This is a genomic window from Streptomyces tibetensis, assembly GCF_040647715.1.
Lineage (GTDB): Bacteria > Actinomycetota > Actinomycetes > Streptomycetales > Streptomycetaceae > Streptomyces > Streptomyces tibetensis_A.
In genome coordinates this window covers 76,738-99,141 of sequence record NZ_JBEZCR010000009.1, presented here as the reverse complement: position 1 = coordinate 99,141, position 22,404 = coordinate 76,738, and the positions used below count along the sequence as shown (strand labels likewise).

The following is a 22,404-nucleotide window of genomic DNA, read 5'->3' as shown; positions in this document are numbered from 1 at the left end:
TTTATTAAAGGTTGTTGCACTTCTCTGCGACCATAGGGCGGCCCTGATGCTTGGTCAAGACCAATGGCCGGGAACGTTCACGGGGCGTTCATGAAGGGCCCCGGACGGTCTCGGCGAAGCACCTAAAAGGCAGTCAGGAACCGGAGTTTGTCGGGGTTTCGGATGATGTAGACGGACTGGATTCGGCCGTCGGCGACATCGACCTGGAAAACGGAGTCGGGCCTGCCCTCGGAGAGGATCAGCGCGGCCGGGCCGCCGTTGAGCTCCAGGAAGCGCACGGACAGGCCCGGGAGGCTCTTCTGCGCGACGCCGACGAGGAAGCGGCCCACCTTGTCGGCCGTCTGCAGGATCCGCAGCGGCGCCTGCGACTTGCCGCCGCTGTCGCCCACGAGCCGGACCTCCGGGGCAAGCAGTGCCATCAGGCCTTCCAGGTCGCCGCCGGCCGCCGCGACGAGGAACCGCTCGGTGAGGTCGCGTCGCTCGGCAGGGTCGACCTCGTAGCGCGGGCGTCGCTCCTCGACGTGCTTGCGGGCCCGCGCGGCCAGCTGACGCACCGCCGGTTCGCCGCGGTCGAGCATGGTGGCGATGTCGGCGTAGGGGAAGCCGAAGGCCTCGCGCAGCACGAACACGGCCCGCTCCAGCGGTGACAGCGACTCCAGCACGACGAGGACGGCGAGGGAGACGGAGTCGGCGAGCACGGCCCGCTCGGCGGTGTCCGGCACGGTGTCCCCGAAGTCGGTGACGTACGGCTCGGGCAGCCAGGGGCCGACGTACGTCTCGCCGCGGGCCTTGATCTGGCGGAGCCGGTCGATGGCGAGGCGGGTCGTGATCCGCACGAGGTAGCCGCGCGGCTCGCGCACGGCGGCGCGGTCGCTGCCGGACCAGCGCAGCCAGGTCTCCTGGACCACGTCCTCCGCGTCGGCCACGCGCCCCAGCATTCGGTAGGCGACGCCCAGCAGGACGGGGCGGTGTGCTTCGAAGACGTCGGTCGGGGTCTCGGTGGTCACGGCCCCATCCCAGCCCACCCCTGCGGCCCTGTCCAGGCGGAATGGTCACTTCCCGGACAGAATGGCCGACAGGACGCCGGTGATCGGCGGTACGGCTGCGGAGGTGGCGATGCGGTACGGGGTGCTGGGCACGGGACAGGTCGGGCGCACGCTCGGCGGGCGGCTGGTGGAGCTGGGGCACGAGGTGCGGCTGGGATCGCGCACGCCGGACAACACGGCCGCCGTGCAGTGGGCCGCCGCCGCGGGCCCCCGGGCGGGAGCGGGGACGTTCGCGCAGGCGGCGGAGTTCGGGGAGGTCCTGGTCAACGCGGTCGGCGGGCGGGTGGCGCTGGCCGCGCTGGAGGCGGCGGGCGCGGAGAACATCGACGGCAAGATCGTCGTGGACGTGTCCAATCCACTGGCTTTCGAGGAGGGCGAGCTGCGGCTGTCCCCCGTCGAGTCGGACAGCGTGGGCGAGCAGCTTCAGCGGGCCTTTCCGCACGCGCGCGTGGTGAAGTCGCTCAACACGGTCAACTGCCGGGTGATGGTGGATCCGGGCAGCGTGCCGGGCGAGCACAACGTCTTCGTCTGTGGGGACGACCCGGGCGCCAGGGAGCAGGTGACGGCGCTGCTCGGGGAGTTCGGCTGGCCGGCGGAGCGGGTGCTGGACCTCGGCGGCATCCGGGCGGCCCGCGCCGTGGAGATGTGGCTGCCGCTGTGGGTCGGACTGTTCCAGAAGTTCGGGCACGGCGAGTTCAACCTGGAGGTGCGACGGTCACGCTGAACCGGACCGACGCCGCGAAGGTCACGCGACTTGGGGCTACCCGCCGGTAGCAATTGCTGACAAGCTGTCTACGGCGTCCGTCAGCGAGTACAGCCGAGGAGCACCCCATGTCCGCCACCGTCTCCTTCGAAGTCGCCTCCGCGCAGGGCGCGCAGAGCGTGACCCTGTCCTACACGCGCCGGGGCAGCGGCGAACCGCTGCTCCTGCTGCACGGCATCGGTCACCACCGGCAGGTGTGGGACCCGGTGATGTCGGCGCTGGCGGCCGAACGCGACGTGATCGCCGTGGACCTGCCGGGCTGCGGTGAGTCGCCGGCGCTCCCGGACGGCATGGCGCACGATCTGCCCACGATGAGCACGGTCCTGACGGCCCTCTTCGGGGCCCTGGAGATCGACCGGCCGCACGTGGCGGGCAACTCGCTGGGCGGACTGCTGGCGCTGGACCTGGCCCGGGCGCAGCTCGTCCGCTCCGTCACCGCACTGTCCCCCGCCGGCTTCTGGAACGAGGCCGAGCGCCGCTACGCCTTCACCGTGCTGACGGCGATGCGGCAGATCGCCCGGCGGATGCCACCGCCCCTGGTGGAGCGGATGGCCCGCCCGGCCCTCGGCCGCACCTTGCTGACGAGCACCATCTACGCCCGCCCGGGTCGCCGGTCACCCGAGGCCGTGGTCGCCGAGACGCTCGCCCTGGCCCGCGCCCAGGGGTTCTCCGAGACGCTGCGCTCCGGCCGGACGGTGCAGTTCACCGACGACATCGTGGGAACGCCGGTCACCGTGGCGTGGGGCGACCGGGACCGGCTGCTCATCCCCCGACAGGGCGTCCGCGCCAAGGGCGTCATACCCGGGGCCCGGCTCGTGCGGCTGCCCGGTTGCGGGCACGTCCCGATGAACGACGACCCGGCGCTGGTGGCCCGGGTGGTGCTCGACGGCAGCCGCTGACCCCGCACGCAGGGCCGCGGAGCCTCTAAGGTCTCCCCTCATGAGGCCGACGCGGAGCAATCCGGGCGCAGGTGCGGCGTCCGCCGCCTGGGAGTTGCTGCTCCCGGCCGCTTCGGCGCCGGCACGCACGCGTGGCCGTTCCCTGCAGGCCGCGCTGCGCGAGGCGGTCCGCTCGGGCCGCCTCGCGCCGGGTACCCGGCTGCCGTCGAGCCGGGACCTCGCGGCGGACCTGGGAGTCTCACGCGGGCTGGTCACGGAGGCCTACGAGCAGCTGACGGCCGAGGGGTATCTGCGCAGCGGCCGGGGCGCCGGAACGTGGGTGGGCGCGGCCGTACGGGCGGCGCGGCCGCGGGCGCACGATCTCGCTCCGCGCTCGCCCGGCGCCCGGGCGGACTTCGTACCCGGGACCCCGGACCTCGCCCTGTTCCCGCGCACGGCCTGGGCCGCCGCGCAGCGCGCCGTGCTCGCGGAACTTCCGCACCGGGAGCTGGGCTACCCCGACCCTCGGGGGCTTCCGAGGCTGCGTACCGCGCTGGCCGAACTCCTCGCCAGGCGACGGGGCGTGGTGGCCGACCCCGAACGGATCGTGGTCGTCTCGGGCGTGGCCCAGGCGACGGCCCTGCTCGGCTTCGCCCTGCACGCGCGCGGGATGCGCAGCGTCGGCGTGGAGGACCCGGGCAGTCCCCAGCACGACGCGCTGTACGCGGCGGCCGGGGTCACCGTCGTGCCGCTGCCGCTGGACGACGAGGGCGTCGCCCCGGAGCCGCTGCGGGCGTCCGGCGTACGGGCCGTGGTGACGACCCCGGCGCACCAGTTCCCCACCGGCATCGCGTGTTCGGCCCGGCGGCGCGCCGAACTGCTGGACTGGGCGCGGTCGGTGGACGGCATCGTGCTGGAGGACGACTACGACGGCGACTTCCGTTACGACCGTGCCCCCGTCGGCGCTCTCCAGGGCCTCGACCCGGACCACGTGGCCTACACGGGCTCGGTCAGCAAGTCGCTCGCGCCGGGCCTGCGGCTGGGCTGGCTGCTGGTGCCGGAGTCCTGGACGGAGGAGGTCGTCGAACGCAAGCGCACGATGGATCTCGGCCACCCTGCCCTCGACCAGGCCGTGTTCGCCCGCTTCCTGGAGCGCGGCGACTACGACCGCCAGCTGCGACGCTGCCAGCGCGCCTACCGCGAACGGCGCGACACGCTGGTCGCGGCCCTGGACGCCCGCTTCCCCGGAGCGGAGGTGTCCGGGATCGCCGCGGGCCTGCACGTGATCGCCGCTCTGCCGCAGCGGTACGGGCCCGAGGAGCGGTTCCTCACGCGCATGGCCGAGGCGGGGGTGGCGGTGCGCCCGCTCTCGGCCTACGGGCACACGCCGACGGGGCCCGGGCCGGCCGGGGAGGTTCGGCTGGTCCTGGGGTACGCCCATGTGCCGCCCGCCCGGATCGCCGAGGGCGTGCGGCTGATGGCGCAGGCCGCGGCCGGGTGAGGCGACCGGGTGAGGCGACCGGTTCGCGCGTTCCCTCACCCTGCGGTCGGTTGTTCACTTGGGGTTCGTGTGTGCGCCGCGATGTGCCAGTAGGTGTGGCTCTGCACACTTGGCCGGATCCCGTCCCCGGAGGCGTATCCATGTCACACCGTCCGTTGCCCGGACGCCGCAGCGTCCTGCGTGGCTCCCTCGCCGCGACTGCGGCCCTGTCCCTGCCCACCGCTCTCGGCGCGGCGCCCGCTTTCGCACGCTCCGGGCGCCCGACGGCAGGGTGGGGGGTGCAAGCGGGCGACGTGACGTCCGACTCGGGGCTGGTGTGGGTGCGCTCCGACCGGCCCGCCCGGATGATCGTCGAGACGTCGGCGACCGAGTCGTTCCGCAACCCGCGGCGGTGGCACGGCCCCCTGCTGGGCGCGGGCACCGACTTCACCGGCACGACCCGGCTGCGCGGACTGCCGTCCGGGGAGCAGATCCACTACCGCGTGCTGCTCGCCGACCCGGACGACCCGCGCCGTGCCGGTGAACCGGTCACCGGCACGTTCCGCACGGTGTCCGCCAGACGCCGCGACGGCGTGCGGTTCGTCTGGTCCGGCGACCTGGCCGGGCAGGGCTGGGGCATCAACCCGGAGGCCGGTGGCTACCGCATCTACGACGCGATGGGCGCCCTCGACCCGGATTTCTTCCTCTGCAGCGGCGACAACATCTACGCCGACGGCCCGATCACCGAGACCGTGGCCCTGCCCGACGGCCGGACCTGGCGCAACGTCACGACCGAGGAGAAGGCGAAGGTCGCCGAAACGCTCGCGGAGTTCCGCGGCAACTTCCGCTACAACTTCCTGGACGAGAACCTGCGGGCCTTCAACGCCCGGGTCCCGTCCATCGTCCAGTGGGACGACCACGAGGTCCTCAACAACTGGTATCCGGGAGAGATCCTCACCGACACCCGCTACACCGAGAAGCGCGTCGACGTGCTCGCCGCGCGGGCCCGCCAGGCATTCTCCGAGTACTTCCCGATCTCCACCCTGCGCCGCCCCGACGGCCGGGTCTACCGAGTGCAGCACCACGGCCCGCTGCTGGACGTGTTCGTCCTGGACATGCGCACCTACCGCAACGCGAACTCGCCGGACGACCAGACCACGGACACGCAGGGCATCCTCGGCCGGGAGCAACTGGAGTGGCTCAAGCGGGAGCTGTCCCGCTCGCGGGCGGTGTGGAAGGTGATCGCCTCCGACATGCCGATCGGACTGGTCGTCCCGGACGCGACCCAGGGCAAGGCGAACATCGAGGCCGTCGCGCAGGGCGACCCCGGCAAGCCGCTCGGCCGCGAGCTGCAGATCGCCGAACTGCTGCGGTTCGTCAAACACCGTCGCATCACGGGCACGGTGTGGCTGACGGCGGACGTGCACCACACCTCGGCGCAGCACTACCAGCCGTCGAAGGCCGCCTTCACGGACTTCGAGCCGTTCTGGGAGTTCGTCTCGGGTCCGCTCAACGCGGGCGCCTTCCCCGCGAGCGCGCTGGACGGCACCTTCGGCCCGGACCGCGTGTTCGTGAAGGCGCCGACCACCGCCAACGTCTCCCCCGCCGGTGGCTACCAGTTCTTCGGTGAGGTCGACATCGACGGCCACAGCGGCGAGCTGACGGTACGTCTGCGGGAGCAGGACGGCACCGTGTTGTTCACTCAGACCCTCCAGCCGGGCCTGGTCGGCCAGTAGGTACGGAACTCAACGTTTGAAGCATCTACAAAGGGGGCAAACTGCCCCCCTTTACCCATCGGTCACAATGCGTTCGCGATCACGCAACACCGCTCGGTCACAGTGGGTGCATGACGCGAGAACTGACGCACCTGACGCACGCAGAGGCCGACCGCCGCACCGCCCTCTCCTGGCAGCGGGTCGCGGCGGCGTTCCACGCCTGGCGAACACGACGCCAGGAACACGCGCCGCCCACGAGTGATACCGGGTCCCCGGCACCGGAGCCGGTGCCGGGGGCGAACACCCTGTGGCGGATGCGGACCACGGTTCAGGAGGAACCGGGGTCACTGGCCGCGCTGTGCGGCGCCCTGGCCGGGCAGCGCGTCGACATCCTCAGCCTGCAGACGCACCCGCTGGCCGAGGGCACGGTCGACGAGTTCCTGCTGCGTGGCCCGGACGGCCTGTCGGCGTCCGCGATCACCACGGCCGTCGAGTCGGCCGGTGGCACCGACACCTGGATCGAGCGCGCCGACGCCCACGACCTGGTGGACGCGCCGACCCGGATCCTGGGGCTCGCCGCCCGCACCGCCCTGGACTCGGCGGAACTGCCGCTGGCCTTGCGTCAGTTGCTGGGCCGGTGCACGATCCGGTCCCTGCCCGCGCCGGCCGGTGGCGGCAGGGCACCGGAGAGCCTCGCCGTCGAGGGTGCCCTCGACGACACGGTGATGCGGCTCCGTGCCCCGGAAGGCGGAGTGATCATCGTCGAACGGCCGTATCTGCCGTTCACACCGACCGAGTTCGCCCGGGCGAGGGCTCTGGTGGAGCTGGACGCCCGGCTCGGACCGCGCCTGCCGCACGGACGGGACGTGTTCACGCTCGCCGAGGGCAGCGACATCACTGTGCGGCGGGCCGACACCCGCGACCTCGAAGCGGCCCGGGCGATGCACGAGCGCTGCTCGCCGCGCACGCTGAAGCTGCGCTATCACGGGCCCGTCGGTGACGCCGACCGGTACCTCAACCACCTGCTCAGCCCGCGCTACGGGCGCACGCTCGCCGTGCAGACGGCCTCCGGGCGGATCGTCGGGCTCGGCCACCTCCTGTGGGACGGGGACGAGACGGAGGTCGCGCTGCTCGTCGAGGACGCGTGGCAGCGGCGGGGCGTCGGGGCGGAGTTGCTGTCGCGACTGGTCGGGATGGCCGTTGAGGCCGGTTGCTCGAGTGTGTATGCCGTGACGCAGGCGTCCAACACGGGGATGGTCGCGGCGATGCGGGGGCTGGGGCTTCCTCTGGACTACCAGGTCGAGGAGGGGACGCTGGTGATCACGGCGCGGCTGGGTGAGGCGGTCGTGAGGAGTGCGGAGGAACTGGGGAGCGCCTCCGCGTCGTAGGAGCGCTCGTCAGTGGGCGGGTGCGGGTTCGGCGTGGCTTGTCGCGCCCACGCGGCGGAGACGCACATCGATACAGCCCAGCGCCTGGTCCAGATCCGACCAGAGGTCCTCCACGTCCTCCAGCCCCACCGACATGCGCAGGAGCCGGTCGCTCACACCGGCTCCCCTGCGGTCGTCCGCGTCCACGATGCGGTGGCTGATGGAGGCCGGGTGCTGGATGAGGGTGTCGACGCTGCCGAGGCTGACCGCCGGGGTGATCAGGCGGACCGCGCCGATCACCCCGTGCGGGTCGCCGTGCACCTCGAAGGCGACCATCGCGCCGCCGATGCGCGGGTAGTGCACCCGGGCGATCCGCGGGTCGGCGGCGAGGCGGCGGGCCAGTTCGGCCGCCGTGGCGGAGGCCGCCCGGACCCGGACGGGAAGGGTGGACAGGCCACGCAGCAGCAGATAGCCGGCCAGCGGGTGCAGGACTCCGCCGGTGGCGAACCGCACCTGTCGCAGCCGGCCCGCGAACTCCTCGTCGCAGGCGACCACGCCCGCCAGGACGTCGCCGTGGCCGCCGAGGTACTTGGTGGCGCTGTGCAGGACCAGCCGGGCACCCTGCTCGGCGGGGCGCTGGAGGACCGGCGTGGCGAAGGTGTTGTCCACCAGCAGCGGCACCGATCCGCAGGCGTGTGCGACGGCCCGCAGGTCGACCTCGGCGAGCGTGGGGTTGGCCGGGGACTCGACCAGGACCAGCCCGGTGTCCGGGCGCAGGGCGTCGGCGACGCCGGCCGGGTCGGTCCAGGTCACCTCCGTGCCCAGCAGCCCGGCGGTCAGCAGGTGGTCACTGCAGCCGTAGAGGGGGCGTACGGCGACGACGTGCCGCAGGCCCATGGAGCCGCGGACGAGCAGGACTGCGCTGAGGGCGGCCATGCCGCTCGCGAACGCCACCGCCGCCTCGGTGCCCTCGAGCCGGGCCAGAGCGGTCTCGAAGCGGGCGACGGTCGGGTTGCCGAGCCGCCCGTAGACCGGCGGGCCGTCCGGCTCGGCGCCGGTGGTGGCGAAGGCGTCGATGCGGGCCGCCTCGCCACGGCTGTCGTACGACGGGTAGGTGGTGGACAGGTCGATCGGCGGGGCGTGCAGCCCCTGCCGGGCGAGGTCGTCCCGCCCGGCGTGCACGGCCTCGGTGGCGAGGGCTCGCGGTGCGGTGCGTACGTCGTCGTGGGCGCGCGTGCTCGTTGTGTCCATGTCCATGGTGGGCAAGGGTGAACATCGACCGGGCTCCCGGGTACGTTTCCCGTGCTACGTTCGGCCGATGGCTGAATCTGTCGTACTGGATCCGGTGGATCTCCATCTGCTGCGGCTGTTGCAGAACGACGCCCGGGCGACCTACCGGGATCTCGCCGCACAGGTCGGGGTGGCACCGTCGACGTGTCTGGACCGGGTGACGCGGCTGCGCCGCTCGGGCGTGATCCTCGGGCACCGGCTGGAGCTGGATCCGGCCAAGCTCGGGCGAGGGCTGGAAGCCCTGCTGTCGGTGCAGGTCAGGCCGCACCGCCGGGAGCTGGTGGGGCCGTTCGTGGAGCGGATCCGGGTCCTGCCGGAGTCACGGACGGTGTTCCACCTGACCGGTCCCGACGACTATCTGGTCCATGTCGCGGTCGCCGACATGGCCGACCTGCAGCGGCTGGTGCTGGACGAGTTCACGTCGCAGCGGGAGGTGGCGCGGGTGGAGACCCGGCTGATCTTCCAGCAGTGGGAGTGCGGCCCGCTGCTGCCGCCTTCGCCCTCGGCTCAATCCGCGTGACGTGCGCGGTCCGTCGTACGAGGATGGCGACATGTCTGAGATCAAGAGCCCGCTGCCCCGAGAGGTCGCCGACGCCTACGTCGACGAGCTCGTCGCCCTCGACCCGATCACCGGTACGTTCCTCGGCGACAAGGAGAGTTCGAGCAGGCTGCCCGACACCTCGCCGGCGGGGCAGGAGGCACTCGCCGAGCTGGCGCGGCGGACGCTGGCCCTGCTGGACGAGGCCGAGCGGCTGCCCGGCGCGGACAGTGACATCGAGCGCCGGTGCGCGCGGCTGCTGCGCGAGCGGCTGGGCGCCGAACTCGCGGTGCACGAGGCGGACGAGAGCCTGCGTTCCGTCAGCAATCTGAGTTCCGTCGCCCATGCGGTGCGGCAGGTCTTCACCGTGACGCCCGCGCAGACGGAGCAGGACTGGACGGCGATCGCCGAGCGGCTGCGCGGCGTCCCGGCCGCGCTGGAGGGCTACCGGGAGTCCCTGGCGCTCGGCCTGGAGCGGAAGCTGTACGCCGGCCCCCGGGCCACCGCCACCTTTGTGACGCAGCTCGGTGAGTGGGCCGACGCGGACGGCGAGGGGCACGGCTGGTTCGAGCAGTACGCGGCGGCCGGCCCCGAGGCCCTGCGGTCCGAGCTGGATGCCGCCGCCCGCTCGGCCACCGAGGCGGTCGTGCGGCTGCGCGACTGGATGCGGGACGTGTACGCGCCGACGATCGAGGGCGCGCCGGACGTGGTGGGCCGGGAGCGGTACGCGCGCTGGGTGCGCTACTTCAACGGCACCGACCTCGACCTGGACGAGGCGTACGCCTACGGCTGGTCCGAGTACCACCGCCTCCTCGGCGAGATGAAGAGCGAGGCGGAGAAGATCCTGCCGGGCGCCGGCACGCCGTGGGAGGCGCTGGCCCACCTCGACGCGCAGGGCACGCACATCGAGGGCGTCGACGAGGTCCGCGACTGGCTGCAGGGCCTGATGGACGAGGCGATGGACGCGCTCGACGGCACGCACTTCGACCTGGCCGAGCGGGTGCGCCGGGTGGAGTCGCGCATCGCCCCTCCGGGCAGCGCCGCGGCCCCCTACTACACGCCGCCGTCGGACGACTTCTCCCGCCCCGGCTGCACCTGGCTGCCGACCATGGGCGAGACGCGCTTCCCCGTCTACGACCTGGTGTCGACCTGGTACCACGAGGGCGTGCCCGGCCATCACCTCCAGCTGGCGCAGTGGAAGCACGTGGCGCAGAACCTCTCCCGCTACCAGGCGAGCGTCGGCATGGTGAGCGCCAACGCCGAGGGCTGGGCGCTGTACGCGGAGCGGCTGATGGACGAGCTGGGCTTCCTGACGGACCCGGAGCGCAGGCTCGGCTACCTGGACGCGCAGATGATGCGGGCCGTGCGCGTCATCATCGACATCGGCATGCACCTGGAGCTGACGATCCCGGACGACTCGCCCTTCCACCCCGGCGAGCGCTGGACGGCCGAGCTGGCCCAGGAGTTCTTCGGCTCGCACAGCAGCCGCCCGGCCGACTTCGTGGAGAGCGAGCTGACCCGCTACCTGTCCATGCCGGGCCAGGCCATCGGCTACAAGCTCGGCGAACGGGCGTGGCTGCTGGGCCGCGAGAACGCCCGCGCCCGCCACGGCGACGCCTTCGACCCGAAGGCCTGGCACATGGCGGCGCTTTCGCAGGGGTCACTGGGTCTGGACGACCTGGTGGACGAACTGTCGCAGCTGTAGTTCGCACACCGGGGGAGGCACTGTCCTCGCGCGGTGCGGGTCCGTCATGGCCGGTTCCGCAGTCCCACGCGCCCGTGGGGGTGTCCGTCAGCGCGGCGTTCGCAGCCGGAGCCGGACGAGGTCCAGCCAGGTCTCCGGGCCCGGCTGGACCCGTGCGGTGCGGACCGTGTAGGTGCCGGGCTCCAGAGCGACCCGGACCTGGTCGGTGTCCGCGAGGCCCGTCCCGGGCCAGGCCGCGTCGAAGAGACGGACGGGGCCGGGCACCTTCCAGGTCGTCTCCGCTCCCCATTCCGCCGTGGCGGTCGCGGACGGCACGCTCGCCAGCAGTTCGTCCTCACAGTCGCCGGCGCACCAGCGGACGAACGTGCCGTGGTCGGGCAGGTAGGCGGTCGCGGCGGGCTCGTCGCCCAGGACCAGCGCGGTGCAGTCGCCGACCGGGAGGAGACCGACGTGGCCGTCCACCTCGCAGGCCCGGTCGTAGTCCGAGGCGGCCTCCTCGCCATCGGCGCCCGCCCAGAACGGCAGGACGGTCTCCGGTACCGCTATCAGCGGCCCGCCGCCCGACTCCACCCACTCCACAGCGCCCGGCTCCGCGTATCGCACCATGGCGCAAGAACCTACAGGGCTGACTCGCGGGCGTGGGTCAGGGGTGGCGGCTGCGGCGCCTCCGCAGAGGGGCCGTGCAGGGCGAGATCGAGGAGTTGGTGGGGGCGTTTCGGGTGGTACAGGAGGCGTCGACGGGTTCAGCAGCCGCAGGCGTCCGCGTCCACGGGGGCCGTCAGGGGATCCGGAGCCCGGCGCTCACGCCCCTGCCCGGTCTCGAACTCCAGCCCTTCGCGCACCCAGTACTCGAAGCCGCCGAGCATCTCCTTGACCTGGTAGCCGCGTTCGGCGAGGGCCAGGGCGGCACGGGCGGCTCCGTTGCAGCCGGGCCCCCAGCAGTACGTCACGACCGGCACCGTCCGGTCGAGGAGCTGCCCGGCCCGCTCGGGGACGAGAGCGGTCGGCAGGTGGAGCGCGCCGGGGATGTGGCCCTGGTCCCAGGCCTCGGTGGAGCGTGTGTCGACGAGGACGAAGCCGGGGTCGCCGCCGTGCTCGAGTGCGGCGGCGACGTCGGACACGTCGGTGTGGAAGGCGAGGCCGGCGCGGAAGTGGGCGGCGGCCTCGGCGGGAGCGGCGGGCGCGACGCGCAGGACGGGGTTCACGGTGGTGGTCATGCGGCAAAACTACGGCCGTCGGCCCGGCCCCTGAAGTGACGATCCACGGTGCTCTGCTTGATCTGCCGGGGATTTCCCTGCTATCCCTCGGGCATGACCGAGTATTCCCCGGACGCCACCGACTGGCGCATCCTGGACGTCCTCCAGCGGGAGGGCCGGGCCAGCTTCGCCGAGCTAGCCCGTGCCGTGTCGATGTCGGCCAGCGCGGTGACCGAGCGGGTGCGGCGCCTGGAGGAGGCCGGGGTCATCCGGGGCTACGCGGCGGTGGTCGACCCTGAGCGGCTGGGCCTGCCGATCCTGGCGTTCGTGCGTCTGAGGTACCCGACCGGCAACTACAAGCCCTTCCACGACCTGGTCGCCGTCACACCCGAGATCCTGGAGGCGCACCACGTCACGGGCGACGACTGTTTCGTCATCAAGGTGACAGCCCGCTCGATGCGCCACCTGGAGGAGGTGTCGGGGAAGATCGGGGCGCTGGGCTCGGTGACCACGAGCGTGGTGTACTCCTCGCCCCTCCCCCGGCGCCCCCTGGGCAGCTGACCTCAGCCGGCGCCGCGCTGCCGCAGCGTCGACCCGGAGCGGCCCTTGACCACGTCGAGCTGGGCGTGGATCCGCCGCCGCAGGTCGGCGACATGGCTGACGATGCCGACACTGCGGTCGCGTTCGCGCAGGGAGTCGAGCACGTCGAGGACCTCGTCCAGGGTCTGGTCGTCGAGGCTGCCGAAGCCCTCGTCGATGAACAGCGTGTCCAGCCGCACCCCGCCCGCCTCGTCCGTCACGACGTCCGCGAGGCCGAGGGCCAGGGCGAGCGAGGCGAAGAACGTCTCGCCGCCCGAGAGCGTCGCCGTGTCGCGTTCGCGGCCGGTCCAGGCGTCGACGACGTGCAGTCCGAGTCCGCTGCGGCCGCGTCCGGTGCGGTCGTCGGAGTGGACGAGGGTGTAGCGGCCGGACGACATGCGGCGCAGCCGTACGGTCGCGGCGGAGGCGACCTGCTCCAGCCGGGCCGCCAGGACGTACGACTCCAGACGCATCCGGCGCTCGTTGTCCGCGGAGGTACCGGCGGCGAGGCCGGCCATGCGGGCGACGCGGTCGTACTCCTCGCGCAGTGGCGCCAGCCGGCGCACGGAGGCGGTCGCCCGGGCGGAGAGCCGGTCGAGGTCGGCGCAGCGCCGCTCGGCGGCGTCATGGGCGGAGGCGGCGTCGCGCAGCCGCCTCACCGCCGCGTCGGCGGCCTGCTGCGCCATCTCCGGGTCGGCCCGCGGCTCGCGGGCCGCGGCGGCCGTGTCGGCCTCGGCGAGGACGACCCGTACGGCGGCCTCCTCGTGCTCCCAGGCGTCCAGGCGGCGTTGCAGTTCGCGGTGGGCCGCGCGGTCGAGCAGGGCGTCGGCGGCGGCCTGCGGGGTCTCGAAGCCGGCCCGGAAGGCGGCGTCGGCGAGCCGGGCGTCGGCGTCCTTCAGCCGCTGGGCGGTGTCCTCGGCCATGCGGGCGGCGTCGGCGGCGTCCGTGAGCAGGGCGGTCCGCCGCTCCAGTTGCGCGGCCCGCGCGGCGACACTGTCCGAGGAGCCGCGTGCCCGCTCCAGCTCCTCTTCCAGCGCGGCCCGTTCACGGTCCAGGCGCTCCCGGTGACCGACCCGGGACGCGGTCCGCACGGCGGCCTCCTGCCGGGCGGCGAGGCGGCGCTCGTGCTCCTGTCCGGCCTGCCGCAGCCGCTCCTGCGCGGCGTGCAGCTCGGCGGCGGCACCGCGGGCCTGCTCGTGCTGCTCCTCCAAGTCGGCCAGTTCGTCCTCGAGTTGTGCGGTCGGCGTGTCGCCGGCCTCCGCGGTGGCGGCGGCGAGCGCCTCCCGTACGACGCCGAGGCGCCGTTCGTGCTCGGCGCGCTGTTCGTCGGCACCCTGGTAGGCGGCCAGGGCGTCCTCCTCCGCCTCTCGGTCCACGTGCCCGGCGACCTTGCGGGCGGGGGCGGGGTGTTCGGTGGCGCCACAGACGGCGCAGGGTTCGCCGTCGGCGAGGTGGGCGGCCAGTTCGGCGGCGATGCCGTTCAGGCGCTGCTCCTTGAGGTCGAGCCAGTGCTGCTTGGCCCGGAGCGTCTCGTCCTGCGCGGTGCGCACCCGCTCGACGGCACGCTCCGTGTCCTGGGCGAGCTGGTCGCGCATGCGGGCCGCCCGCAGCCGCTGCCGCGCGGGCTCACGCCGTGCGCCGAGCTGCTCGGCGAGGGCGGCGGCCTGTTGCGCGGAGTCGACGCGGGTCTGGAGTGCGGTGCGCCGCTCCTCCCAGCCGTCGAGCCAGGCGTCGGCCTCCTGCAGGAGGTCGGCGTCGGCGCGCTCCTGGCGGTCCAGGCCGGCGCGCTCGTCCAGGAGTGCGGTCAGTCGTCGCTCGGCGCGGCGGGCCGAGTCGAGCCCGCCCAGTTCCTCGGCGGCCCGGCGTGCGGCGGCGGCGAGTCCGGCCGCGCCCGCGTCGGCGAAGGTCTGAGGCAGCTGGGCACGCGCGCGTGTCTCGGCGGCGGCCGCCCGGCGGTGTTCGGCTTCGGAGGCTTCCCGCAGGTCGAGGGCGGGCGCGACGGCTTCCGCCTTGCGGGCCCGCTCCATGAGGGCCCGGGCCTCACGGTAGGCCTCGGCTCCCTGCTCCAGGTGTGCCGCCCGTTCCTGGGCCTCGTCGAAGCGCCGCTGCAGCCGGGCCAGTTCGCGTACCTCGTCCAGGGCGCGGCCGGCGGCGGCCTGCACGGACTCGGCCGCGGTGAGCGTGCACGCGGCGACGGTGAGCTGCTCGCGGGCGGTGCTGCGGGCCACGGCGGCGGCACTCAGCACGGCCTCGGCGAGCCCCGGTTCGCCGGGGGCGAGTTCGGGCAGTTCCATGGCGGCGTCCGCGGCCTGTTGCATGCGGTGGGCGTCGGCCAGCAGTTCCGCGTCCCCGTCGCGCACCTGGGCCTCGGTGGTGCGGCGCCGCTCGGCGAGGCGCTTTTCGACGTCGGCGAAGCGGCGGGTGTCGAACAGACGGCCCAGCAGCTTGCCGCGGGCCTCGGCGTCGGCGCGCAGGAAGCGGGCGAAGTCACCCTGCGGCAGCAGAACGACCTGGCAGAACTGTTCGCGGCTCATGCCGAGCAGCTGGGTGATCTCCTCGCCGATCTCCTGATGGGAGCGGCTGAGGTCCTTCCAGGTCCCGGCCGTGGGGTCGTACTCGCGCAGCCAGGTCTGGGCCTTGTCGAGGGTCGTGCCGGTGCCGCGTTTCTTGGGGCGTTCCCAGGGCGGCTGGCGGGTGATCTCCAGGCGGCGTCCGGCGACGGTGAGGTCGAGGGTGACCTCGGTGCGGGTCGCGGGAGCGGCGTGGTCGCTGCGCAGGGCCGTGCCCTGGCCGCCGCCCTGCCGGGCGCCCGGCACCGAGCCGTAGAGGGCGTAGCAGACGGCGTCCAGGACGGACGTCTTGCCCGCGCCGGTGGGTCCGTGCAGCAGGAACAGGCCTGCCGCCGACAGCTCGTCGAAGTCGACGGTCTGCGTCCCCCCGAAGGGCCCGAAGGCGGTGACCGCGAGCCGGTGGAGCCTCACCGGGTCACCTCCCGTACGGTCTCGTCCGCCCGTACGGCGTCGAACGCGTCGCGCAGCACGCCCTGTTCGTGCGGGTCTGGTCCGGCGCCGCGCACATGGGCGACGAAGTCCTCGGCGATCTGCTGGTCGCTGCGGCCCGCCAGGCGCCTGGCGTACGACACCTCGGACTCGTCCTCGTCGCGGTCGGGGTCGAAGACGAGGCTGAGCGTGTGCGGGAAACGCGCGGTGAGCCGGGCCATCGGGTCGGCGGGGCGGACGGGGTCGGTGAGGGTCGCCTCGACCCAGGCCTCTTCGTACCGTGTCAGGTCCGCATCGGAGAGCAGGTCCTCCAGGTTGCCCCGGATCCGGGCGAGGGCGCGGGGCACCGGGCAGTCGACGCGCTCGGCGTCGACGGAGCCGTCCGCGGCCAGGTCGACCAGCCACATGCTCTTGCGGTGGGCGGCCTCGGAGAAGGAGTACGGCAGCGGCGAACCGGAGTAGCGGACGCGGTCGGTGAGGGCCTGGCAGCCGTGCAGGTGGCCGAGCGCCACGTAGTCGACGCCGTCGAACACCCCGGCCGGCACCGCGGCGACGCCCCCGACGGTGATGTCCCGCTCGCTGTCGCTCGGTTCGCCGCCCGTGACGAAGGCGTGCGCGAGGACGACGGAGCGGGTGCCGGGCGGGCGGGCGGCGAGGTCGGTGCGGACCCGGTCCATGGCGGCGGCGAGGACGGTCTCGTGCCCGGCCTTGTCCACCGCGAACTCGTTCTTGACCAGGGCCGGTTCGAGGTAGGGAAGTCCGTAGAAGGCGACATCGCCGTGGGTGTCGGACAGCATGACCGGAATGCCGGCCGCCGCTGGTTCCGTCCGCAGGTGGATACCGGCCCGCCCGATGAGCCCGGCACCGACCCCGAGCCGGCGGGCCGAGTCGTGGTTGCCGGAGATCATCACCGTCGGCACGCCGAGGTCGGCGAGGCGGTGCAGGGCGTCGTCGAACAGCTCGACCGCGGCGAGCGGCGGCACCGCCCGGTCGTAGACGTCCCCCGACACGACCACCGCGTCCACGGCGCGCTCCCGCACGGTCGTGACGAGGTGGCCGATGAACTCGGCCTGGGCGTCGAGCATGTTCACCCGGTGGAAGGCCCGGCCGAGATGCCAGTCGGAGGTGTGCAGCAGCCTCAAGACGCCGCTCCGCCCCGCATGTCTCCCCCTGCTGTCCGTTCGTCGGCGGCAACGGGCCGGTCCGGCCCGCTGTCAGCCCACCACGCTAACGCCTGTGGGCCCCTGGTCCATCACGAACCCCGGACCACCACGCACGTCCGGCAGCAATTCAGGGGATATGTCCGTAACTGGGCTATGAAGCAGGTCATTGACGTGCGTGCGCAGGCCGTCGGGTTCGAGGTGCGCCTCCCTCAGGCGTCCCCGTATGCCTCCCTCAGGCGTCTCCGTACGCCTCCCCGCCCGTTTCGAAACCGGCCGTGCCGGCGGTGGCGTCGGCGAGCCAGGAGCGGAAGGCGTCGACATCGGAGTCCGGGAGGGCGATCTCGATGGTGACCGCCTCGCCGTAGTGCACGTCACGGACTTCGCGTCCGGTGGTGCGCAGGTCGTTCTCCAGCTTGCCGGCCCGCTGGTGGTCGACGGTGACCGTGGCCAGCCGGAACCTGCGGCGCGTGCGGGTGCCGAGGGCGTCCAGGGCCTCACCGACCGCCCCGCCGTACGCCCGGATGAGTCCGCCCGCTCCGAGTTTGACCCCGCCGAAGTAGCGGGTGACGACGGCGACGACGTACCGCACGTCGCGGCGCAGCAGCATCTGGAGCATGGGGACGCCCGCGGTGCCGCCTGGTTCGCCGTCGTCGCTCGCCTTCTGGACGGAGGCGTCGGCGCCGATGACGTAGGCCCAGCAGTTGTGGGAGGCGTCGGCGTGCTCCTTGCGGACCGAGGCGATGAAGTCCTGGGCCTCCTGCTCGCTGGCCGCCGGGGCGAGGGCGCACAGGAAGCGGGAGCGGCCGACCTCGGTCTCGTGCACGCCGGCACCGGCCACCGTGCGGTATTCGTCCTGCATCCGGCCAGCCTAATCCCCTGGTCGGGAGCGTCCCGGCGAGGCGGCTGTCTCTCCGAAACCCGGGAGGGCGGCCCGCGAACACCTCGGGAGAGCCGGTAGCGCCGAGGTTGTCCGCTACGAGTGGGCCACGACCTCGCCGGCCGTGACCTGGGGCGGTTGCGGCAGCAGTTCGGCAAGCCGCTCCCGTACGAAGTCCCCGGCCCTCTCGGTCGACTCCTCGGCGCCGGCCCTGTCCTGGAAGACACCGGTGGAGACCATCACCCCGCCGCCGGCGTCGACCCAGTAGTAGGCCACGAACCCCTCGACCTGGCGGACGAGCGGCAGGAACTCCTCGCTCACCCGGCGACCCGCCTCAGCCGGGTCGGTCACCCCTTCGTACCGCCGGATCACTGCGTGCATGACTGCTCTCCTCATGGGTCGGCGAGGCGTTCGACTCAGAGGCCATACCCGCCGCGGGAGGTGTGCGCAGCGCACGCCCGGCGCACATCACCGGAAAGGCCCCATGCCGTGCGGGGGCCCGGGCTGGTGCTTCGCGCCCCGGGGCACCGTCACGGATGTGAGCAGCGCGATGCCGGGGGCCAGCGCCTGCCAGGTCGGGCCGTGCCAGGACAGGACGGCGATCGCAGAGGTGGGGAATTTCGTGCGGACCTGCTCCAGCGTGTCGTCGAGGCCGTCACCGGCGAGGGCCAGGACCAGCTCCTCCAGGCCGGGGTTGTGCCCGATCAGCAGCAGCGTCTCCACCTCGGCGGGCACCTCGTGCACCACGGCCAGCAGGCCGGACGGGCCGACGGCGTACAGGCGCCGGTCGAGCCGGACCGGCGGGGGCGTGCCCCACTCGGCCGCGGCCAGGTCCCAGGTCCGGCGGGCGCGGACGGCGGTGGAGCACAGTGCGAGGTCCGGCAGGAGGTCGGCGTCGGCCAAGGCCCGTCCCGCCGCGGGGGCGTCCCGGTGGCCGCGCGGGGCGAGGGGGCGTTCGTGGTCGGCGACGTCCAGGGGCCAGGCCGACTTGGCGTGCCGCAGCACGATCAGGCGGCGCAGTGGGCCGGCGCCGCTGCGGGCGATCACGACGGCGATCCCAGGTCGCGGGCGAGGTCGAGGCCGAGGAGCCGGTCGGCGTAGGCGTACGTCTCGAAGCGGGCGCCGTCCGCCAGTTCCGGCTCGGTCTCGACCTGCCGCAGCACCTCCAGCACCCGCGGCACGTCCAGGTCGGCGTCCCAGGCTTCGCGCAGCCGCTCCCGTACGCGGTCGGGGACGGGCCGCGAGGGCTGTCGAGCCCAGCGGGCGACCGCGGCGCGCCAGCGGGCCAGGGTGGCGCCGGCCTCGTCGAGCACGGCGGGCTCCAGCCGGACCGGGGCGCTGTGGTGCCGGGTGATCAGGGCGAGGCGCAGGGCGGCGGGGTCGCTGTGGTCCGGCGGGTCCGGTTCGACGGGTGCGACGGCGATCCGCACGCCGTCGGGTACCGCCTCGCCCTCCGCCGCGACATGGACGACCTGGGACTCGCCCAGACCGGCACCGACGTCGGGGCTGTCCTCGAAGGGGCGGATGCCGAGTGCCGTGGCGTCCGCGCGCAGCTCCGCCTGTCGGTTGCCGCCGGTCAGCAGTGCCCAGACCGGTGTGCCGCCCAGTTCCAGGGTCCGCACGAGGATGTCCCCGACGAGCAGCACCCGCAGGTCCGTCGTGCCGGAGTCCGACGCCTGCACGTGGACGCGGGTCAGGCCCCGGCGGGCCGGGGCGGCGTCGACCGGCCGGCGGGTTCGGGCGTCGATGATGCGCAGCACGAGGCGAGCGTAGGCGGGCGGACGGGCCCGCGCAGGCAGGCAGGGCGTTTCCCGGCCACCGTGGCGCGCGGCGTGGGCGGGGTGGTCCTGTCAGTTCAGTGTTCCGAGAAACCGCACATGAGGCCGCCCTTCGGGTCCCTCCGTGCTGACGGCGGCCCGCACCCCGTACACCTCGGCGATGAGTTCCGCCGTGAGGACGTCCCCCGCGGGGCCCGCCGCCACCACCCTCCCCGCGCGCAGCACGACGACCCGATCGCAGTACATCGCCGCGAGGTTGAGGTCGTGCAGGGCGACGACGGTGGTGACGGGCAGGGCCGTGACCAGGGCGAGCAGGTCGAGCTGGTGCTGGATGTCGAGGTGGTTGGTGGGCTCGTCGAGCAGGAGTTCGCGGGGTTCCTGGGCGAGCGCCCGGGCGATCTGCACCCGTTGGCGTTCGCCGCCCGAGAGGGTGTGCCAGAGCCGGCCGGCCCGGTCGGCGAGCCCCGTGCGCTCCAGGGCGGCGCGCACCGCCCGCTCGTCGTCGGCCGAGGGGGGCGTCCAGGCGCGGCGGTGCGGGACTCGGCCCAGCCGCACGACGTCCTCGACCGTCAGCTCGACCTGGGTGTCCGACTGTTGTTCGACGACCGCCAAGCGGCGTGCGACCGTGCGGCGGGGCAGCTCGGCAAGGGGCGTGCCGTCGAGGGTGACGACTCCCGAGGACGGCGCGAGCAGCCCGGCCAGCAGCCGCAGCAGCGTGGACTTGCCCGAGCCGTTGGGGCCGAGCACGCCGACCGTGGAGCCGGTCTCCGGCGCGAGGGCGACGCCGTCCAGGATGAGGCGCCCGTCGGCACGGCGGCTGACCCGGTCGGCCCGCAGCCCCGCCGCCACCGGTGTCTCCGTGCCGCTCATCGCACCCTCCGCGTCCGGTAGAGCACCGCCACGAACGCCGGCACCCCGATCAGCGACGTCACGACCCCGACCGGCACCTCCTGCGGGTCGAGGACGGTACGGGCCAGGGTGTCCACCCACACCAGGAAGACCGCTCCCGCGAGGGCGGTGACCGGCAGCAGCCTCGCGTGCCCGGGACCGGTCAGGGCCCGGGCGGCGTGCGGCAGGACCAGTCCGACGAAGCCGATCGCCCCGGCCGAGCTGACCAGCGCGGCCGTGAGCAGGGCCGTGACGCACAGCAGGACCAGGCGGGTGCGGGCGACTGACACCCCGAGCGCGGCGGCCGCGTCCTGGCCGAAGGCGAAGGCGTCGAGGGTCCGGGCGTACGACAGGCACACCACCAGCGCCACCGCCAGCACGGCCAGGCACAGCCACACGTCGGTCCAGCCGGCGCCGCCGAGCGAGCCGAGGAGCCAGAACAGCACGCCGCGGGTCGTCTCGGCGTCGGCGGAGGTCATCACGACGAAGGAGGTGAGCGCGGAGAAGAGCTGCATGGCGGCGACGCCCGCGAGGACGACCCGGTCGGTGGTGCCGCCGAGGGTGTGGCTGAGCAGGAGCGCCAGCGCGAAGGACAGCAGGGCGCCGAGGAACGCGCCCGCGGACACCGGGAGGGCGCCGCCGCCCACGCCGAGCACGACGACGAGGACCGCACCGGTGGAAGCGCCCGAGGACACCCCGAGCACGAAGGGGTCGGCGAGCGGGTTGCGCAGCAGGGACTGCATCACCGCCCCGCACACGGCCAGTCCGGCCCCGCACACGGCGGCGAGCAGCGTGCGCGGCAGACGCAGCTGCCAGACGATCCCGTCCCGGATCGGCGTCAGGCCCGAGTCGCCCAGGCCGAGATGGGCGGCGACGACGGACCACACGTCGGCGACGCCGAGGTCGGCGGGGCCGATGGTGACGGCCACGGCGAGGGAGGCTACGAGCGCGACGGCCCCGGCCAGACCCTGCGCGAGCCCGGCCCTGCGCCCGGGCCCGGCGGCCCGCAGCTCCTGCCCCCGCCCCCGCTCCCGCTCCTGCTCCTGCCCCCGCCCCCGCTCCTGCTCCTGCTCGCGCCCCAGCCTCTGCTCCTGCCTCTCCCCCTGCCCCTGCCCCTGGGCGGTCACGTCACCAGGCCGAACCGTCGCAGCCCGGCGGCGACCTGCTCCACGCCCTCGACGGTGCGGATCGTCGGGTTCATGGCCTGCCCGCTGAGCAGCACGTACCGCTTGTGCCGGACGGCCTCCATGTTCCTGGTGACCGGGTTGGACTCCAGGAAGGCGATCTTCTTCGCTGCCGACTCGGCGGTCTGGGACTCGCGGCTCAGGTCGCCGATGACGAGGACGTCGGGGTCACGGTCGGCGACCGTCTCCCAGTTGACCTGCGGCCATTCCTCGTGCGTGTCGTCGAAGACGTTCTTCGCGCCGAGGGCCCGGGTGATGATGCCGGGCGCTCCGCAACAGCCCGCCATGTAGGGCGACTCGGAGTTCGCGAACCAGTAGAGGAGGGTGACGTCGGAGGCGTCGATGCCCCGCGTGGCCTTGTTCATGCGCTTCCGGAGGGAGGTCACGAGGTCGTCGCCGCGTTCGCGCACACCGAACACGGTCGCGAGGTCGTGGACTTCGCCGTAGACGGTGTCGATGTCCAGGGCCTTGTCGCGGGTGCCGTCGCCGCCGCCCGAGTTGTCCTTGCCGGCGCAGTCGGCCGGGGAGACGTAGGTGGGGACGCCGAGCTTCTCGAACTGCTCGCGGGTGGCGACGCCGCCCTTGCCCAGGGTGGAGACGAAGGACGCGGCGACGAAGTCGGGCTCGGTGTCCAGGACGCGTTCGAAGGACGGATTGTCGTCGGCGATGCGCGGCACCGTCGCGTTCGCCTTCTCCAGTCCCTTCATCACGGGGTCGGTCCAGGTGGCCGTGCCCGCGAGGCGGTCGGCGAGACCGAGGGAGAGCAGGATCTCGGTGGTGCCCTGGTTGAGGGACACCGCGCGACGAGGCGGGGCGGCGACGCGGACCTCGTGCCCGCAGTCGGTGAGCGTGACGGCGGCCTTCGCGTCGGTGGCCGGGCTCCCGCCGCAGCCGGCCAGGAGCAGGGAGCCGGCCGCGAGCAGGACGGCGGCACGGGCGGGGCGGGCGAGGGGCACGG

21 protein-coding genes are annotated in these 22,404 nt (G+C 73.6%); 8 read left to right on the top strand and 13 right to left on the bottom strand.

The genetic code is table 11. From position 1 onward, the window contains the following. Nucleotides 1-122: 122 nt before the first annotated feature. The gene (locus AB0B29_RS24145) at nt 123-1,007 is read right to left on the bottom strand and encodes an RNA polymerase sigma-70 factor (protein ID WP_362243321.1); all 885 of its coding nucleotides are present in this window, start codon (nt 1,005-1,007) and stop codon (nt 123-125) included. Nucleotides 1,008-1,116: 109 nt separating this feature from the next. Here AB0B29_RS24145 and AB0B29_RS24140 point away from each other — a divergent pair, with 109 nt between their 5' ends. The 5 genes from AB0B29_RS24140 (at nt 1,117) to AB0B29_RS24120 (ending at nt 7,270) form a co-directional block, all read left to right on the top strand. Further along, nucleotides 1,117-1,770: an NADPH-dependent F420 reductase gene (locus tag AB0B29_RS24140; RefSeq protein ID WP_362243777.1), complete on the top strand. Its 654-nt coding sequence runs from the start codon at nt 1,117-1,119 to the stop codon at nt 1,768-1,770. 107 nt (nt 1,771-1,877) lie between these two features. Continuing rightward, a complete protein-coding gene (locus AB0B29_RS24135) occupies nt 1,878-2,708 on the top strand; it encodes an alpha/beta fold hydrolase (protein ID WP_362243318.1) in 831 nt (276 codons plus the stop codon). A gap of 40 nt (nt 2,709-2,748) precedes the next feature. Continuing rightward, the gene (locus AB0B29_RS24130; protein ID WP_362243315.1) at nt 2,749-4,188 is read left to right on the top strand and encodes a PLP-dependent aminotransferase family protein; all 1,440 of its coding nucleotides are present in this window, start codon (nt 2,749-2,751) and stop codon (nt 4,186-4,188) included. 140 nt (nt 4,189-4,328) lie between these two features. Further along, nucleotides 4,329-5,903, top strand: coding sequence for an alkaline phosphatase D family protein (locus tag AB0B29_RS24125; RefSeq protein WP_362243312.1), 1,575 nt, complete (start codon nt 4,329-4,331; stop codon nt 5,901-5,903). Between the two features lie 110 nt (nt 5,904-6,013). Continuing rightward, the gene (locus tag AB0B29_RS24120) at nt 6,014-7,270 is read left to right on the top strand and encodes a GNAT family N-acetyltransferase (protein WP_362243309.1); all 1,257 of its coding nucleotides are present in this window, start codon (nt 6,014-6,016) and stop codon (nt 7,268-7,270) included. Between the two features lie 9 nt (nt 7,271-7,279). On the opposite strand, the gene AB0B29_RS24115 is transcribed toward AB0B29_RS24120, so the two are convergent. Further along, entirely contained in the window at nt 7,280-8,500 is a 1,221-nt protein-coding gene (locus AB0B29_RS24115) for a trans-sulfuration enzyme family protein (protein ID WP_362243776.1), read from the bottom strand. 67 nt (nt 8,501-8,567) lie between these two features. Between AB0B29_RS24115 and AB0B29_RS24110 the strand changes: the two genes are divergently transcribed. Both AB0B29_RS24110 and AB0B29_RS24105 read left to right on the top strand, forming a co-directional pair. Next, on the top strand, nt 8,568-9,059 hold the full coding sequence (locus AB0B29_RS24110; protein ID WP_030835643.1) for an Lrp/AsnC family transcriptional regulator: 492 nt from the start codon (nt 8,568-8,570) through the stop codon (nt 9,057-9,059). Between the two features lie 31 nt (nt 9,060-9,090). Further along, nucleotides 9,091-10,782, top strand: a complete 1,692-nt coding sequence (locus AB0B29_RS24105; RefSeq protein ID WP_362243306.1) for a DUF885 domain-containing protein — start codon at nt 9,091-9,093, stop codon at nt 10,780-10,782. An 87-nt stretch (nt 10,783-10,869) separates the two neighbouring features. Here the strand turns inward: AB0B29_RS24105 and AB0B29_RS24100 are convergent, their stop codons facing one another. Further along, a complete protein-coding gene (locus AB0B29_RS24100; protein ID WP_362243304.1) occupies nt 10,870-11,388 on the bottom strand; it encodes an immunity 21 family protein in 519 nt (172 codons plus the stop codon). A gap of 137 nt (nt 11,389-11,525) precedes the next feature. Further along, nucleotides 11,526-11,999, bottom strand: a complete 474-nt coding sequence (locus AB0B29_RS24095) for a rhodanese-like domain-containing protein (RefSeq protein ID WP_362243302.1) — start codon at nt 11,997-11,999, stop codon at nt 11,526-11,528. Nucleotides 12,000-12,092: 93 nt separating this feature from the next. On the opposite strand from AB0B29_RS24095, the gene AB0B29_RS24090 reads away from it, so the two are divergent. After that, on the top strand, nt 12,093-12,539 hold the full coding sequence (locus AB0B29_RS24090) for an Lrp/AsnC family transcriptional regulator (RefSeq protein ID WP_362243300.1): 447 nt from the start codon (nt 12,093-12,095) through the stop codon (nt 12,537-12,539). 2 nt (nt 12,540-12,541) lie between these two features. On the opposite strand, the gene AB0B29_RS24085 is transcribed toward AB0B29_RS24090, so the two are convergent. The 9 genes from AB0B29_RS24085 to AB0B29_RS24045 form a co-directional block, all read right to left on the bottom strand. Beyond that, nucleotides 12,542-15,538: an SMC family ATPase gene (locus AB0B29_RS24085; RefSeq protein ID WP_362243298.1), complete on the bottom strand. Its 2,997-nt coding sequence runs from the start codon at nt 15,536-15,538 to the stop codon at nt 12,542-12,544. Continuing rightward, a complete protein-coding gene (locus AB0B29_RS24080) occupies nt 15,535-16,698 on the bottom strand; it encodes an exonuclease SbcCD subunit D (protein ID WP_362243295.1) in 1,164 nt (387 codons plus the stop codon). The genes AB0B29_RS24085 and AB0B29_RS24080 overlap by 4 nt, the downstream gene beginning before the upstream one ends. A gap of 253 nt (nt 16,699-16,951) precedes the next feature. Continuing rightward, on the bottom strand, nt 16,952-17,578 hold the full coding sequence (locus tag AB0B29_RS24075; protein WP_362243292.1) for a YigZ family protein: 627 nt from the start codon (nt 17,576-17,578) through the stop codon (nt 16,952-16,954). A gap of 114 nt (nt 17,579-17,692) precedes the next feature. Further along, nucleotides 17,693-17,977 (bottom strand): hypothetical protein, encoded by a 285-nt coding sequence (locus tag AB0B29_RS24070; RefSeq protein ID WP_362243289.1) that lies wholly within the window; start codon nt 17,975-17,977, stop codon nt 17,693-17,695. Between the two features lie 87 nt (nt 17,978-18,064). Then, nucleotides 18,065-18,643, bottom strand: coding sequence for a SixA phosphatase family protein (locus tag AB0B29_RS24065; RefSeq protein ID WP_362243286.1), 579 nt, complete (start codon nt 18,641-18,643; stop codon nt 18,065-18,067). Further along, nucleotides 18,640-19,356 (bottom strand): hypothetical protein, encoded by a 717-nt coding sequence (locus AB0B29_RS24060; RefSeq protein WP_362243284.1) that lies wholly within the window; start codon nt 19,354-19,356, stop codon nt 18,640-18,642. The genes AB0B29_RS24065 and AB0B29_RS24060 overlap by 4 nt, the downstream gene beginning before the upstream one ends. A gap of 90 nt (nt 19,357-19,446) precedes the next feature. Then, on the bottom strand, nt 19,447-20,244 hold the full coding sequence (locus tag AB0B29_RS24055; protein ID WP_362243281.1) for an ABC transporter ATP-binding protein: 798 nt from the start codon (nt 20,242-20,244) through the stop codon (nt 19,447-19,449). Beyond that, the gene (locus tag AB0B29_RS24050) at nt 20,241-21,272 is read right to left on the bottom strand and encodes a FecCD family ABC transporter permease (RefSeq protein WP_436845877.1); all 1,032 of its coding nucleotides are present in this window, start codon (nt 21,270-21,272) and stop codon (nt 20,241-20,243) included. The genes AB0B29_RS24055 and AB0B29_RS24050 overlap by 4 nt, the downstream gene beginning before the upstream one ends. A 113-nt stretch (nt 21,273-21,385) precedes the next feature. Further along, the gene (locus AB0B29_RS24045; protein WP_362243278.1) at nt 21,386-22,402 is read right to left on the bottom strand and encodes an ABC transporter substrate-binding protein; all 1,017 of its coding nucleotides are present in this window, start codon (nt 22,400-22,402) and stop codon (nt 21,386-21,388) included. Nucleotides 22,403-22,404: the final 2 nt, after the last annotated feature.